Raw genomic sequence first — 14,499 nt, 5'->3', positions numbered from 1 at the left:
GAGAGTAGTTCTTTGATAAAGGATTGATGGAGAAAAAGAATAGAAAAGTTAAAATAGCGCAAAAGCGTCATATTGCCAAGGCAGTTACATGGCGAACTTTAGGTACTTTAGATACTGTTTTATTAGGATCTGTGATCGATAATTCTGAAACAGGTGCAATTCTAGGAACATCAGAACTTATTTCTAAACCTATTTTATATTATTTTCATGAAAGAATTTGGGCAAAAGCAAATCTAAATAAAAAAAAAGAGCTCTTAAATAGTAGAAAACGTCACATTACCAAAGCTGTTACTTGGCGAATTATTGGCACCATAGACACCACGCTCTTAGGCTGGCTAATTTCAGGAAACCCTTATATTGGATTGCAAATTGGACTAACAGAGGTCATTACTAAAATATTTTTGTATTACCTACACGAGCGTTTATGGTACAAGACAAACTTTGGCATTAGTTATGAAGAAGAAATAAAACCTTCAGTAAAAAAAATTACAAATGAATAAAAACGTTATTCAGCAAGATTATAGCATTAATGTTAAAAATAGACAACAGCAAAATCAACATAACAGTTTATTAATTTGGTTCACGGGTTTGTCTGGTTCAGGTAAATCTACCTTGGCCAATCAAGTAGAAGTCACGTTACATCAGCAAGATTTAAAAACATATGTTTTAGACGGAGATAATATAAGAAGAGGCTTAAATAAAGATTTAGGCTTTACTCCAGAAGATCGCAAAGAAAATCTAAGAAGAATTGCAGAAACAGCAAAGTTGTTTATCGATGCTGGAGTTGTTACCTTAGCGGCCTTTATTTCTCCGCTACAAAAAGACAGAGATAAAATAAAGCAAATTGTAGGTAAAGAAAACTTTATAGAAATTTACGTTAAAGCGAGTGTCGAAGCTTGTGAAAAAAGAGATGTAAAAGGTCTTTATCAAAAAGCCAGAAACGGTGAAATTAAAAATTTTACAGGAATTAGCGCTCCCTACGAAGAGCCAGAAAATCCTGATATTATTGTAAATTCTGAAGAACAAACAATTAAAGAATCCATACAACTTATTATGGATAAAATTAAAACAAAATTAGAATTGCCAAGTCATGGGTAAATATTATTTAAATTATTTAGACGAATTAGAATCAGAAGCAATTTACATATTGCGAGAGGTTTACGCTCAATTTCAAAATCCGGTCATTCTTTTCTCCGGAGGTAAAGATTCCATTTTAGTAACCCACTTGGCAAAAAAAGCTTTCTATCCTTGTAAAATTCCCTTTGCATTAATGCATGTAGATACGGGGCACAACTTTCCAGAAACCATTCAATTTAGAGATGATTTAGTTGAAAAACTTGACGCTAGATTAATTGTAGGTTCTGTACAAGAATCTATTAATGAAGGTCGTGTGCAGGAAGAAAAAGGAAAAAATGCCACCAGAAACGCGTTGCAAATTACCACGCTTTTAGACACCATAGAAGAACACAAAATAGACTGTGCCATTGGTGGTGGGCGTCGTGATGAAGAAAAAGCAAGAGCAAAAGAACGCTTCTTTTCTCATCGAGATGATTTTGGACAGTGGGATCCCAAAAATCAACGCCCAGAACTTTGGAATCTATTAAATGGTAAGCATTTTGAAGGCGAACACTTTAGAGCATTCCCGATTAGCAACTGGACAGAAATGGATGTTTGGAATTACATTAAACGTGAGAATATTCAAATTCCATCACTTTATTTAGCTCACGAGAGAGAAGTCGTAAAAAGAAGCGGTTCTTGGATTCCTAATTCAGAATTTTTAAAGTTAGAAGAAAACGAAGAAATTCTTACGAAGAAAATTAGATTTAGAACACTAGGAGATATTACCATAACTGGCGGAATAGAAAGTGATGCAGATACCTTAGAAAAAGTAGCTTTAGAAGTTTCTACAATGCGCCAAACCGAACGTGGTAACCGCTCAGACGATAAACGTTCTGAAACTGCTATGGAAGACAGAAAACGAGATGGTTATTTTTAGAAATAAATACTTTTTCGTTTTGTGAATATATTATGAATAATTGATAAAATTTTTCCAAAAAACATCTTTTTTACCAATAAGCTTTATAGAAGTTTTACTTTTAAAATAATGGCAAAAATTGGTAAGTAAAAATAAAAAACCAATGCAAATAGATAAAAACCAATTACTAAGATTTACTACCGCCGGGAGTGTAGATGACGGAAAAAGTACCTTGATAGGTAGACTTTTATATGATTCTAAATCAATTTTTGAAGATCAGATAGAAGCGGTAGAAAATTCAAGTAAGAAAAAAGGTCATGATGGCGTAGATTTAGCCATGTTTACCGATGGTTTAAAAGACGAACGTGAACAAGGAATTACCATTGATGTTGCCTATCGGTATTTTACAACGCCTAAGCGTAAATTTATAATTGCAGATACTCCGGGACATATTCAATATACAAGAAATATGGTTACAGGAGCTTCAACTGCAAATGCTGCCATTATTCTAATTGATGCTCGTCACGGCGTAATAGAACAAACTAAACGGCATACATTTATTGCTTCCTTATTACAAATTCCACACATTATTGTATGTATCAATAAAATGGATTTAGTAGAATATTCAGAAGAAATATACAATGATATTGTAAGTCAGTTTGAAGAGTTTTCGTCAAAGTTGTTAATACAAGATGTGCGTTACATCCCTATTAGTGCTTTGTTAGGAGATAATGTAGTAAATCGTTCTAATAACATGAAATGGTATCAAGGTTCACCATTATTACACGAACTAGAAACAGTTCATATAAGTAGCGATATCAACAAAGTAGATGCACGCTTTCCTGTACAAACCGTATTACGACCACAACGTGAAGGTTTTATAGATTTTAGAGGGTACGCTGGTAGAGTGGCAAGCGGTATTTTTAGACCAAAAGATGAGGTAACTATTTTACCTTCAGGTTTTACATCGGCTATTAAAGCTATTCATACGGAAAGCGGAGAGTTAGAAGAAGCCTTTGCTCCCATGTCTGTTGCCATAACTTTAGAAGATGATATAGATATTAGTCGTGGTGATATGATTGTAAAAACCAACAATCAACCAGATGTAAAACAAGATGTAGACGCTATGCTTTGTTGGTTAAATACAGATGAAGCAAAACCGAGAGCAAAATATGCAATCGTTCATACCTCAAATGAACAACGAGCCATGATTAAAGAAGTGGTATATAAAATTGATATTAATACTTATAATAGAAATACAGAAGACAAGTCGTTGAAAATGAATGATATTAGTAGAGTAAAGCTAAGAACTACTAAACCATTAATGACCGATGATTATCGAGAAAACAGAAATACAGGAAGCATCATCTTAATAGATGAAAACACTAATGAAACGGTGGCTGCAGGTATGATTTTATAAAAATAAATGCTATGGAACTTAAAGAATATCTCCCAATTGTAATAGATGCTGCTAGAGATGCAGGAATAGAAATTTTAGAAGTTTACAATTCTGATGATTTTAATGTAGAAAAAAAAGGAGATGATAGCCCTTTAACCAAAGCAGACCGTTTAGCACATGAAGTCATTGAAAAAAAGCTTACAGAGCAAACAGATTTTTCTGTTTTGTCTGAAGAAGGAAAAGATGTGCCTTATGAAGAGCGCAAAAATTGGGACTATTTTTGGATGATAGATCCTTTAGATGGCACCAAAGAGTTTATCAAACAAAATGGAGAGTTTACAGTAAATATTGCACTAATCCATAAAAATGAACCTATTTTAGGTGTGGTTTACGCACCTGTTTTAGATAAACTTTATTTTGGAGGTAAAGAGCTTGGAGCTTTTATGGGACAAAACATGGATCCACAGCATCAATTAGAGCTTATAGAGAACGAAACAGGTATGGTGAGGATAGTTGCCTCAAGATCTCATTTAAATGAAGCTACATCAGATTACATAGCTAAATTTGATAATGCCCAAACTGTTTCTATGGGAAGTTCATTAAAATTTATGCTAATCGCCGATAGTGAAGCAGATATTTATCCACGTTTTTCTCCAACCATGGAATGGGATACTGCAGCAGCACACGCTATTTTAAAAGGATTAGATTTAGAAATAATCAATATGGAAGATGGAAAACCAATACGTTATAATAAAGAAGATCTTTTAAACCCTAATTTTTTGGTGAAGCGATGAAATGGTAGATAGAATAAAAAAAATTTTTTTCTCAAGCCAAGAATCAAAACAAATTACTTTAAATACCTTTTGGTCTTTTACTGGAACTTTTTTCTCAAGAGGATTAACCTTTTTAGGTTGGGTACTTGTCGCAAGAATTTTAGGAAAAGAACTAAATGGAGAAATAGGTATTGTAAGATCTACAATTAATTTGTTTCTAATTTTTGTAGGGTCTGGGTTAGGACTAACAGCAACAAGATATATTTCTAAGTACTCTTCAGTTAATAAGCTTAAATCTGCAAAAATTGTTAGCCTAACTTTAATAACCACATCTATTTTTGCTGTAATAGTGAGTTCACTATTATTTGTATTTGCTTCTCAATTGAGTGAAATTTTGAATGCACCATCTATAGTGAATACTATTCAATTAGGTGCATTTCTTCTTTTTTTTGGAGCCTTTAATAGTTCTTTAAAAGGATGTATAGAAGGGTTTCAATTATTTAAAATTTCAGCAATAATAAATACAATTTTCAGTATTTTTTTACTGGGTGGATTGTATTTTGGAGCTAAAAATAATACTGTTTATAGTACTTTTTTTGGTTTTTTAATTGCTAGTCTAATTTATTTTGTTCTTCAATTAATCACTCTTTTTAAAATTTTAAATAAAAGAAAACTTCGATTGACGATTAATTTAAAAGAAGTTTATCCTATTCTTTTAAAGTTTACTATACCCGCAATTTTAAGTGCGGCAATGGTAATTCCTTTTAAATGGATGGCAGAAGCATTATTAGTAAATCAAAAGGATGGGTATGATGAAATGGGGCTTTTTTCAGCAATTATACTTTTTCAATCACTTCTTTATACTGTTGCCCAAACTTTAAATTCTCCGTTAATAACATTAATGTCTAAAAAGGGAAAAAATTTTAAATTAGACAAAATTAGTTTATTATTACCTTGGCTTATTGGTATATTTGGAGCACTACCTTTTATACTTTTTCCTGAGCTTTTCGGAATAATTTTTAGCAAAGAATATACTTCAGATTCACATTTTTTAAATACTTATTTAATAATACTTTTATCTACTGTAATTGTTCTTTACAAACAGGGGATAGCAAGAATAATGGTAGTAAAAGATTTGATGTGGTTTAGTTTTTTAGACAATTTTATATGGGGAATAACTCTTATTATAAGCTTTTACTTTTTAGCTTTTAAAGGAGCTTATGGTTTATCTTTATCTTATTTAATAGCATACATCACAAACATAGTAATTATATTACCTCTATACCTTAAGTGGAAATTAATACCGCAATTTTTAGTAAAATCACCTTTAACTTTATTAATTTGGGCAATTCTAATTCTAATAGTTTCAATGAATATTTATTATGAAGTCTCTATTATACTTCGGTTTGTTATTTTTATAATTAGCAGTTTGATTTTCATTTATTTATTTTACAGACTATTTAAGCACCAAGAAAATTAAACCGTTGAAAGTATTATTTTACATAACTCAATTTAATCAAGTTAAAGACGCTACAAAGTTTTACCTTGAAGTTATAAGTGAAGCGTTAACTGGTTCTTCAGACTTAAAAATGGTAAATAACTTAAAAGAGGTAAATTCTGTAGATTATGTAGTGACATTCACGGTAACCGATTTTTTTCGGTTAAAGACAAGAAAACCTTTAGTTAAAGTAATTCATTGGTTTCAAGGTATTCTCCCAGAAGAAATTTTATTAAAAGAGAAAAATAAAAAAAAATATTATGCCTTTGGTTTATTAGAACGATTTGTACTTAAAGCATCTTACGTCAATTTTTTTGTTTCTGATGCTATGCGAATGCATTTTATAAAAAAGTATAGTTATAATAAAAATAACTTTATAATAATGCCTTGTTTTAATGGAATTTTAAAATCTAAAAAAGACTTTATAAATAAAAAAAAGCTTAAAGACAAATTTGTCTATATTGGCTCTCTTGCCAAGTGGCAATGTGTAGACGATTTACTTTTATTATTTAAAGAAATAAAAAAAAATAAACCAAACGCAGAGCTTACAATTTTAACAGGAGAACAGGAGAAAGCCAAAAATCTTTGTAAAAAATACAATGTAAATGCAACTGTAGATTATGTTTCTTTAGATAAAATTGCAAGTAAATTATTAGAGTTTAATTACGGGTTTTTACTTAGAGAAGACCATATTGTTAATCGAGTAGCTACACCAACAAAAATGAGTACCTATTTAGCAAGTGGAGTTATACCTATTTATAGCGATGTGATAGAAGATTTTAAAGTTTTAAATGAAATAACCTATAAAGTAAAAGTAAAACCACAACCACAAAAAGATAATGTTTTAAGGGAAATAGAAAAGATAGATGAAGACATTGATATGGAAAATCTTTTTAGAGAATACCATAAAATTTTTGATGAATATTATAATTCTTCATCTTATATAAGAAAGATTAGAGAACATGAATTGTTTCATAATTTTAAATAGGGTGTAAATAAATTTTAATTTATGAAGGTTTATATTTTATGAAATTACTTAAAACACCTATTTTTAGTATACCTATTTTAAATAATATTATTATTTTATTACCTATAATAATGTTATTGTTATCTGAAATATTACATCTTATAGCTCCTTCAACTGGAATAGTTCTAAAATTTTTAGGATTAGCAATTATGATTCTTTACTGTTTATTTATTTTTCGTACGAATAAATGGTTAGCATATCTCACTATATTATTTATTCCTCTTTTAATTTATCATTATCTTATATCATTTAATTATAATGCTGCATTAGAAGAATTTATAAGGTACTTGTTTCCTATTATCGTTATTTTCTACAGCTATGCTATTAAAGAAAAATTTCCTCTATTACTTAAATTTTTTATTTTTTATTTCGTCTTAAATATTTTAGCACAAATACTAAACTATACACTATGGTTAACAGGAATTAAACTTTGGTATACAAGCATTAGCGAAGCTGGGTATGAAAATATTCATCGTGTTTATGGGGTGATGAGAGCTACAGGAGTGACTGGCTTTTTTGGCTTATTTGGTTTTATGTCTTTAATTACTTATTTTTTGATAGAAACCTTTTATGAAGGTAAATTTAAAAGACTGCTATTAATTTTAAGTTTTTTGGGAATATTTGCAAGCATAGCATATAAAACTATAGTTGTTTTATTTGTTCTCATTTTTTTATTTTCAAAAAAGAAATTTCAGATCATTTTATGTTTAATAGCTTTATCTGGGATTTTTGTTGTTAGCTTTCCAGAAAAATCAGCTAAATTCATGGAAGGTGCTGTAGCAAGAGCACAGCTTTACATTTTTGAAGGAAATTCTGCTAGATCAGAATCTTATAGAGTTATGTTTAGCGATACGGGCATATTAGGTGAAGGTCTTGGTGCGTTCGGTGGCCCCGCCTCTGTAACCTATAATTCACCATTTTACCAAAAAGTTAATTTTGATTGGTATGGATTAAAGCTTGCTACTACAGATACTTATTTTCCTCATTTATTTATAGAAATTGGACTAATTGGCGGATTAATTTATTTAGCTATTTTTTTTACTCCATTTATGAGAAAAAAAATTAATAGAGATGCGTTAAAAATGCTTTTTATAATTTATTTCGCTTTATTTTTTGATTCTATTTTTTCTTATTCAATAAATAATACAGGTTTTCTAATTTTTTCTTTACTACTTGCTTTCCCTCTTGTTTATTACAATTCAGAGAAAAAAATGGTAGGCAATGAATAATTTAGTTAATTTTTAAGCTTATAAAAATGATTAATAATCAGGAAAAAGTGCTTGTAGTAGGACCTTTTAAAGAAGATTTAAAAGGAGGTATTTATGAAGTTATAAAGGCTTTTAAAGATTATGATGATAATATTCATATTTATAATACCATCTTTAGTCAAAACACATTTTTAAATACGCTATTTTTTTTGCTATCCATCCCTGTTTTCTTATGGAGAGCAAAACAATTTAATTTATTTCATTTTCATACTTCTGTAACAGGAAGTTTATACAGAAAAAGTATTTTAATTTTTTTATTATCTTTTTTATTCTCAAAAAAAAAGATAATTCTTCAAATTCATTCAGGTAAATTTATTGAGTTTTATGAAGAAAATTTAAATCGAAAAAAATATATAAATTTTATTTTTAGAAAATCAAATACTCTATTATTTATTACTAAAGATCAATATAATTACTTTTCAAACTTAAATTTGAAATGTGATCTTAAATTAATAAAAAATCCAATTCAAAGAAGAAACGCCCCTCACAAAAATTTCAATCTTCAACAGCCGCTTAAAATATTGTTTTTAGGCAAAATAACCAAACAAAAGGGGGTTTATGATTTAATAGATGTAGCTAATAAACTAGAGCAAGAAGTAAGGAGAAATATAGAGTTTTTAGTGGCAGGCATTGGAGAAATAAATTCTTTTAAAATAAAAATTAAAGATCAAAATTTGACTAATATAATACGGTATATTGGTTGGTTAAACCCTAAAGAGAAAGCTAAATATCTAAAATCAAGTGATATTTTAATATTGCCAAGCTATTCAGAAGCAATGCCAATGTCAATTTTAGAAGGGATGAGTTTTGGGTTACCAATTATTGCAACACCTGTAGGAGCAATACCACAATTGGTGAATCATAAAAATGGGTTTTTATACACTCCCGGAAACATAAACCAATTAGCAAGTTGTATTACTTATTGTATTAAAAATAGAACTGAATTAAAAAAATTAAGCACACAGTCTTACTTGTATTCCAAAGATTATTTTATAGATAATGTGTATGACGAGTTAAATCAAATTTATAAACAACTTTTATGATAAATCTTTATAAATTTTATAATTGGGCAAATTTTTTTTACCAAAAAAGAGTTCCTTTCATTCCATCAATAATAAAACTTTTTATTTTTTTAATTTATAATTCTAGCGTTCCTTATCAATGCAAGATAGGAAAAGGATCTTCTTTTGGTTATGGTGGTATTGGAGTAGTTATTCATAAAAGATGTGTATTAGGAAAAAATTGTTTAATAGGCACCAACGTAACTATTGGGGGGAAGGCTCCTTATGATAAAGTACCCGTAATTGGTAATAATGTTTATATTGCAACTGGAGCTAAAATTTTAGGTCCAATTTCTATTGGTGACAATGTAATTATTGGGGCAAATGCTGTAGTCATAAATGATGTGCCAGACAATTGTACTGTCGCAGGTGTTCCTGCAAAAATTATTAAATAAGATATTGAAAATGATTATTTTTTTTAACACACATTCTCAATCTTTAAAAAAAAATCTAGTAAGATTTTCATCAAGTTTTATCTTGATTGTACTTATTTCTTGTAGTTTTTCGAATTCGAAAAACGAATTCGAAAAACTACCTAATTCTATAAAAGTTATAGATACGGTAGGTACATATTTTATAAAAGTTAAAGGAAATAAATTAGAGTTTTCAAGTAAACACCCTAAAATTACCAATCCGCTATTATATAACGATAATTTGAGAGATTTTAATTTTAATGGATTATATAGAATAAGTGATAAAGAGGGGAATACTGGTTTCTTTAGGTTTGGTTGGATTAATTATGCAGAAAATAAAAATATAATTTCTAATTTAAATTGGTTTTATAACGATTTCAAATTAGATCAAGAGTTTAAAGAGTATATTATAGAATCGATAAAAATTGACAAAGAGCAACAAGGGAAATTAAGAATTTGTACTATTGGTGATAGTCAAACTTGGTGGTCTGAAGCTTCAATATTAAGAAAGCAACTTCATATATTAAATCCAGATTTTTTCTTTGTAGGTAGCAATACAGATATTTTTTCTTATCCTCATGAAGCAGAAGGTGGAGATTCTACAGGAGAGCTATTAGCAAGGATAAATAAAGTGCCTGAAGCAGATTATTATACTTTACTTATTGGAACTAACGATTGGCAAGAAGATATCTCAGAATCATTTAATAATATAAAAAGAATAATTGCTCATTTACTTCAAAAATCCCCTAACGCCAAAATTTTTTATTTAACTCCATTACCAACGGCAAATAGAGAACGAGATAAGTTTAACAAAAAACTTAAAGAAAACGTATTAACGTTTATCGAAAACAATAACCATATATCTGTAGTAAATATTGGAGAGAAAATGAGAGATGAAAAAAATTGGAAAAGTAAATATTTAACAGCAGATGGGTTACACCCAAACAAAGAAGGGGTATATTTAATGGCAAAACAAATAACCTCTGCAATTAACTATCAAAAGGATTAATTATAGTCATGAGACCTTTACCTAAAAAATTTATCTGGCTTACATTTTTTGCGTTAATTATTTACTTAACAGTAGATTTTTTAGAAAAACGTAAAGAGAATTTTTGGCAATTCAATTATGATTTTGATGCTATTAAAATTGAACAAAAATTGGGAGAAGTCAAAATAGACTCATTAAGTACAGATTATCTTGCTCTTTATACATCAAAAGATATCACTTCTATTGATGATAATTCTTTGCAATTAGTGCAGAATAAAAAAGCATACTATTTTAATTATGAAAATGCTTATATTGAGAATGGGCTAATTAAATTTACTGGAGGCTTTTGGATTTTAAATCAACCAAAACCTTCTCATAAATTCACTGCAAACATCATAGATTTACCATTAATTCAATCAGGGAATATAAAGATTAATATAATTACAGACTCCCAGCTTTTATGGCAAGGAGGGAGAAGCTTCAGAAAATGGTTAAAAGAAAAGAACAATGACCTCTATTTTGTAGGTGAACAAACCGACTTATACGGTTACCCTTATAATGGTGGTATTCTAGCCAATTCAAAAAAGATATTAAAAAAAACTGATCAAATACCCAAAGCAGATGTCTATTTAGTTTCTTTAGGTACTCACGAAAAATTATTAAATATTAAGGATAAAACTTTTGGGTTTCAATCACTTGTCAACGATCTTAAATATAAAAATCCACAGGCTAAAATTTTTATAATTAATTTACCCCCTTCAACAGATCAGGAAAGAAATATTGCAAATAAAAGATTTAATAAAGAACTATCTAGTTTAGTAAATGGTCAAGCTTATATCATAGATTTTTATGGTATTATGTTGAAGAATAATTTTAAAAGCTTAATTGGTTCAGACAAAATACACTATAAAACTAAAGCTTATAAAATTTTGATAAATTATATTAATGATAAAATTAATGAAGATTACTAAGTTTAAAGAAGATTTTTTTCTTTGGAGTATGGGGCTAGTTTTCATTACACTTCCCATGCCAAAATATAGCCTGAGTAGCCAGGCTTTAATTTTATTTATTATTGCATGGCTTGGCATTAATTCATTTTCGGAAAAAATAGTATTGTTTAAAAAAAACATTAAAAATATATTATTATTAAGCACAATTTTTTTTGTAATGCTTGTAGGGATGCTCTACACTAAAGATTTTTTAGAAGGATTAGGACAATTAAAAGATAAATTACCTTTTTTATTATTTCCCATTCTTTTAGCTACTTCTCCTTCTTTTTTATTTAATAAGAAATATAATTTTATAAAATTGTTTAGTGTCTCAGTAGTATTAATGGCAATATTTAGTCTTTTGAAATCACTGTACATCTTTTTTTCGGGTATGGGAGATTATTTTATTTACGAAAAACTTTCGATTGTTTTAAATAAACACACTACTTATTACTCTTTATATTGTGTTATTGCTATTAGCTATTTTTTATATGATTTATTATACCTAAAAAAAACATCGAAGACTTTTTCGATTGTTTGTATAATTTTCTTATTGTTATTTATTTACTTATTAAGCGTGCGAATAGCAATTATAGCTCTTATGCTTATAACAGTTTATTACGTCAAAACAACAATTACACAAAAAAAAGAGAAGTTTTTTTTAAGTATATTAATAGTTGCATCATTGTTAAGTACATTACTTTTTAGCAGTAATTATGTAAGTCGTTTTGAGTCTATACATAATAATCCAGAAAAATTAGCAGAGAATAACGAATTTAATACTAGATTAATTCACTGGAAATCTGCCTTAGAAACTTTATCAGGCATAGACTATATGATAGGAAAAGGTACAGGGGATGGAAAAGAAAATTTATATAAACAATATTTAAAAAACGATTTTAAAGCAGGCTACCAAAGAAAGTATAATGCCCACAATCAATATATAGAATTTTTAATGGCTAATGGTTTAATAGCGATATTAGCATATATTTGCTTGTTATTAATGACACTGGTTTATTCTATTAGAATAAATGATATTTTTGGAATTCTAGTAGTCTTACTTTTCACAATTTATTCGTTAACAGAATCAATTTTAGAACGTCAGTCAGGCATCTTTATAGTGGCATTGTTATGTAATTTACTTTTTTTTAGTAATAAAAAATTGCTAAATAAGTCAAATGAAAAATATTGATTTGTATACAAATTTTAAAAATAGCTTTAAACAGCTCAAAGATTTTTGTGAGAAAGAAGATTTTAAAGGCTGGGACCCTTATGATGGACTAAATAGTAGTCTGTTTCAAAAATTACCGTATTTTAATAAAAACAGGTTTATTAGGTTAGCTTGGATTCAGACTTTTAAGCGTTTACCTGTTAATTTCAGAAAATTAGTAGGAGTAGATAAAGCACATAACCCTAAAGGCTTAGCTCTTTTTTTAATTGGTTATTGCAATATGTATGAGCAATCTCCAAAAAAAGAATATTTAAATTATATTGAAAAATTAACTCAGTTAATTTTGGAAAAACAAACTAAGGGTTACTCAGGTGCCTGTTGGGGATATAATTTTGATTGGCAAGCCCGCGCTTTTTTTCAACCTAAACATACACCTACAGTTGTGGCTACTTCTTTTGTGGCAGAAGCGCTTATTGCGTCCTATAGAATCACTAATAGCGTGCAGGTATTAGATACATTAAAAAGTATTGAAAAATTCATCACAATAGATTTGAATAAAACCTATGATGAAAATAAAAATTTTACGCTTTCTTATTCCCCTTTAGACAATACTCAAGTTTTTAATGCTGGGTTATTGGGAGCTAAAACACTTTGTTTACTATATGAATTTATTAAAGATGAAGAGCTGCTTATTCTTTCAAAAAAAATAGTACAATATGTATGTAATAAACAGCAAGAAAATGGAGCTTGGGCTTATGGAACTCTTCCTTTTCATCAATGGATAGATAACTTTCATACGGGTTATAATTTAGAATGTATTTTTGCGTATCAAAAAGTATCTGAAGATTTATCATTTCAGAATCATTTAATTTTGGGGACAAATTATTATTTAGAAACATTTTTCACAGAAGAAGGAATGTCTAAATATTATAATAACCAGCTTTACCCCATAGACATACATGCTCCTGCACAATTAATTATCACGCTAAGTAAATTAAACCTTTTACATCAACATAAAGATTTAGTCGATCGAGTTTTGAAATGGACTATAAATCATATGCAGTCTTCAGAAGGTTATTTTTATTATCAAAAGCGAAAAAACATATCCTCTAAAATTCCTTACATGCGTTGGGCACAATCTTGGATGTTTTATGCATTTTCCTTTTATTTTTTAGACATTTCACAATCAGAATTTCATGATTTCTAGCATACATATTTTAAATACTAAAATAGATAACCTAACCATGAAAGAAACATTGCAATTAGTTTCGCAATGTATCGAGCAGCAAAAACAAATTCATCATACGGTAGTAAATGCGGGTAAAATTGTTGCCCTTCAAAAAGATAAAGCTTTAAGGCAAGGTGTTAATGAAGCAGATGTGATAAATGCAGATGGACAAGCCGTAATTTGGGCTTCTAAACTATTAAACAAACCTTTAAAAGAGCGGGTTGCAGGGATTGATTTATTTACAAATTTATTAGCATTAGCAACAGAAAAAAAGTACAAGGTCTATTTGTTAGGAGCAACACCAGAAGTTTTAGAAGGACTTACAGAAATTATTCAGCAGCAATACGAACCTGAAATTATAGCAGGAGCACATCACGGTTATTTTTCAACTGAAGAAGAACCTGAAATCGTGAAAAATATAGCAAATAGCGGAGCAAATATGTTGTTTGTCGCCATGAGTTCCCCTAAAAAAGAGATATTTTTACACACTCACAAAGAATCGCTAAAAGCTGTTAATTTTATCATGGGAGTCGGTGGAAGTTTTGACGTTATTTCAGGAAAAACAAAACGCGCACCACTATGGATGCAGTCTTCAGGATTAGAATGGTTCTATAGATTTTTACAAGAACCTCGCAGAATGTGGAAAAGATATCTAATAGGAAACGCGAAGTTTATATCTTTGGTTTTTAAAGAAAAGTTAAAGTAAACA

General features: G+C 29.0%; 15 protein-coding genes. All 15 read left to right on the top strand.

Features of this window, described 5'->3' with window-relative positions; all coding sequences use genetic code 11:
- Window positions 1–26: 26 nt before the first annotated feature.
- The 15 genes from KW502_RS06950 to KW502_RS06880 all read left to right on the top strand — a co-directional run bounded on the left by KW502_RS06950 (window position 27) and on the right by KW502_RS06880 (window position 14,496).
- Window positions 27–500: a DUF2061 domain-containing protein gene (locus tag KW502_RS06950; RefSeq protein ID WP_219039823.1), complete on the top strand. Its 474-nt coding sequence runs from the start codon at window positions 27–29 to the stop codon at window positions 498–500.
- Complete coding sequence (gene cysC, locus KW502_RS06945; RefSeq protein ID WP_219039822.1) at window positions 493–1,098, top strand: adenylyl-sulfate kinase; 606 nt, start codon at window positions 493–495, stop codon at window positions 1,096–1,098. Before KW502_RS06950 ends, cysC begins: the two co-directional genes overlap by 8 nt.
- Entirely contained in the window at window positions 1,091–1,996 is a 906-nt protein-coding gene (gene cysD / locus KW502_RS06940) for a sulfate adenylyltransferase subunit CysD (protein ID WP_219039821.1), read from the top strand. The genes cysC and cysD overlap by 8 nt, the downstream gene beginning before the upstream one ends.
- 142 nt (window positions 1,997–2,138) lie before the next feature.
- Window positions 2,139–3,395 carry a sulfate adenylyltransferase subunit 1 gene (locus tag KW502_RS06935; RefSeq protein WP_219039820.1) on the top strand — a complete coding sequence of 419 codons (1,257 nt, stop codon included), beginning with the start codon at window positions 2,139–2,141 and terminating at the stop codon, window positions 3,393–3,395.
- Window positions 3,396–3,406: 11 nt separating this feature from the next.
- Window positions 3,407–4,168 (top strand): 3'(2'),5'-bisphosphate nucleotidase CysQ, encoded by a 762-nt coding sequence (gene cysQ, locus KW502_RS06930; protein ID WP_219039819.1) that lies wholly within the window; start codon window positions 3,407–3,409, stop codon window positions 4,166–4,168.
- 1 nt (window position 4,169) lies between these two features.
- A complete protein-coding gene (locus tag KW502_RS06925) occupies window positions 4,170–5,627 on the top strand; it encodes an oligosaccharide flippase family protein (protein ID WP_219039818.1) in 1,458 nt (485 codons plus the stop codon).
- 4 nt (window positions 5,628–5,631) lie between these two features.
- Window positions 5,632–6,633: a glycosyltransferase family protein gene (locus KW502_RS06920; RefSeq protein WP_219039817.1), complete on the top strand. Its 1,002-nt coding sequence runs from the start codon at window positions 5,632–5,634 to the stop codon at window positions 6,631–6,633.
- A 38-nt stretch (window positions 6,634–6,671) separates the two neighbouring features.
- Entirely contained in the window at window positions 6,672–7,901 is a 1,230-nt protein-coding gene (locus KW502_RS06915; RefSeq protein ID WP_219039816.1) for a hypothetical protein, read from the top strand.
- Between the two features lie 26 nt (window positions 7,902–7,927).
- Window positions 7,928–8,983: a glycosyltransferase gene (locus KW502_RS06910; RefSeq protein ID WP_219039815.1), complete on the top strand. Its 1,056-nt coding sequence runs from the start codon at window positions 7,928–7,930 to the stop codon at window positions 8,981–8,983.
- Entirely contained in the window at window positions 8,980–9,396 is a 417-nt protein-coding gene (locus KW502_RS06905; RefSeq protein ID WP_219039814.1) for a serine O-acetyltransferase, read from the top strand. The genes KW502_RS06910 and KW502_RS06905 overlap by 4 nt, the downstream gene beginning before the upstream one ends.
- Before the next feature lie 10 nt (window positions 9,397–9,406).
- Complete coding sequence (locus tag KW502_RS06900; protein ID WP_219039813.1) at window positions 9,407–10,423, top strand: SGNH/GDSL hydrolase family protein; 1,017 nt, start codon at window positions 9,407–9,409, stop codon at window positions 10,421–10,423.
- 8 nt (window positions 10,424–10,431) lie between these two features.
- Window positions 10,432–11,373 carry an SGNH/GDSL hydrolase family protein gene (locus KW502_RS06895; RefSeq protein WP_219039812.1) on the top strand — a complete coding sequence of 314 codons (942 nt, stop codon included), beginning with the start codon at window positions 10,432–10,434 and terminating at the stop codon, window positions 11,371–11,373.
- The gene (locus tag KW502_RS06890; RefSeq protein ID WP_219039811.1) at window positions 11,360–12,583 is read left to right on the top strand and encodes an O-antigen ligase family protein; all 1,224 of its coding nucleotides are present in this window, start codon (window positions 11,360–11,362) and stop codon (window positions 12,581–12,583) included. Before KW502_RS06895 ends, KW502_RS06890 begins: the two co-directional genes overlap by 14 nt.
- Window positions 12,570–13,769 carry a delta-aminolevulinic acid dehydratase gene (locus tag KW502_RS06885; RefSeq protein ID WP_219039810.1) on the top strand — a complete coding sequence of 400 codons (1,200 nt, stop codon included), beginning with the start codon at window positions 12,570–12,572 and terminating at the stop codon, window positions 13,767–13,769. The genes KW502_RS06890 and KW502_RS06885 overlap by 14 nt, the downstream gene beginning before the upstream one ends.
- Window positions 13,759–14,496, top strand: coding sequence for a WecB/TagA/CpsF family glycosyltransferase (locus KW502_RS06880; RefSeq protein ID WP_219039809.1), 738 nt, complete (start codon window positions 13,759–13,761; stop codon window positions 14,494–14,496). Before KW502_RS06885 ends, KW502_RS06880 begins: the two co-directional genes overlap by 11 nt.
- Window positions 14,497–14,499: the final 3 nt, after the last annotated feature.

It is taken from the genome of Mesonia aestuariivivens (assembly GCF_019311235.1).
Lineage (GTDB): Bacteria > Bacteroidota > Bacteroidia > Flavobacteriales > Flavobacteriaceae > Mesonia > Mesonia aestuariivivens.
Note: the sequence above shows the minus strand (reverse complement) of the source record. Positions and strands in the feature narration are given on the sequence as shown.

Excerpts from the sequence above, each read along its gene's own strand:
- KW502_RS06950 (WP_219039823.1), top strand. The coding sequence starts at position 27 with ATGGAGAAAAAGAATAGAAAAGTTAAAATAGCGCAAAAGCGTCATATT.
- cysC (WP_219039822.1), top strand. The coding sequence starts at position 493 with ATGAATAAAAACGTTATTCAGCAAGATTATAGCATTAATGTTAAAAAT.
- cysD (WP_219039821.1), top strand. The coding sequence starts at position 1,091 with ATGGGTAAATATTATTTAAATTATTTAGACGAATTAGAATCAGAAGCA.
- KW502_RS06935 (WP_219039820.1), top strand. The coding sequence starts at position 2,139 with ATGCAAATAGATAAAAACCAATTACTAAGATTTACTACCGCCGGGAGT.
- cysQ (WP_219039819.1), top strand. The coding sequence starts at position 3,407 with ATGGAACTTAAAGAATATCTCCCAATTGTAATAGATGCTGCTAGAGAT.
- KW502_RS06925 (WP_219039818.1), top strand. The coding sequence starts at position 4,170 with ATGGTAGATAGAATAAAAAAAATTTTTTTCTCAAGCCAAGAATCAAAA.
- KW502_RS06915 (WP_219039816.1), top strand. The coding sequence starts at position 6,672 with ATGAAATTACTTAAAACACCTATTTTTAGTATACCTATTTTAAATAAT.
- KW502_RS06910 (WP_219039815.1), top strand. The coding sequence starts at position 7,928 with ATGATTAATAATCAGGAAAAAGTGCTTGTAGTAGGACCTTTTAAAGAA.
- KW502_RS06905 (WP_219039814.1), top strand. The coding sequence starts at position 8,980 with ATGATAAATCTTTATAAATTTTATAATTGGGCAAATTTTTTTTACCAA.
- KW502_RS06900 (WP_219039813.1), top strand. The coding sequence starts at position 9,407 with ATGATTATTTTTTTTAACACACATTCTCAATCTTTAAAAAAAAATCTA.
- KW502_RS06895 (WP_219039812.1), top strand. The coding sequence starts at position 10,432 with ATGAGACCTTTACCTAAAAAATTTATCTGGCTTACATTTTTTGCGTTA.
- KW502_RS06890 (WP_219039811.1), top strand. The coding sequence starts at position 11,360 with ATGAAGATTACTAAGTTTAAAGAAGATTTTTTTCTTTGGAGTATGGGG.
- KW502_RS06885 (WP_219039810.1), top strand. The coding sequence starts at position 12,570 with ATGAAAAATATTGATTTGTATACAAATTTTAAAAATAGCTTTAAACAG.
- KW502_RS06880 (WP_219039809.1), top strand. The coding sequence starts at position 13,759 with ATGATTTCTAGCATACATATTTTAAATACTAAAATAGATAACCTAACC.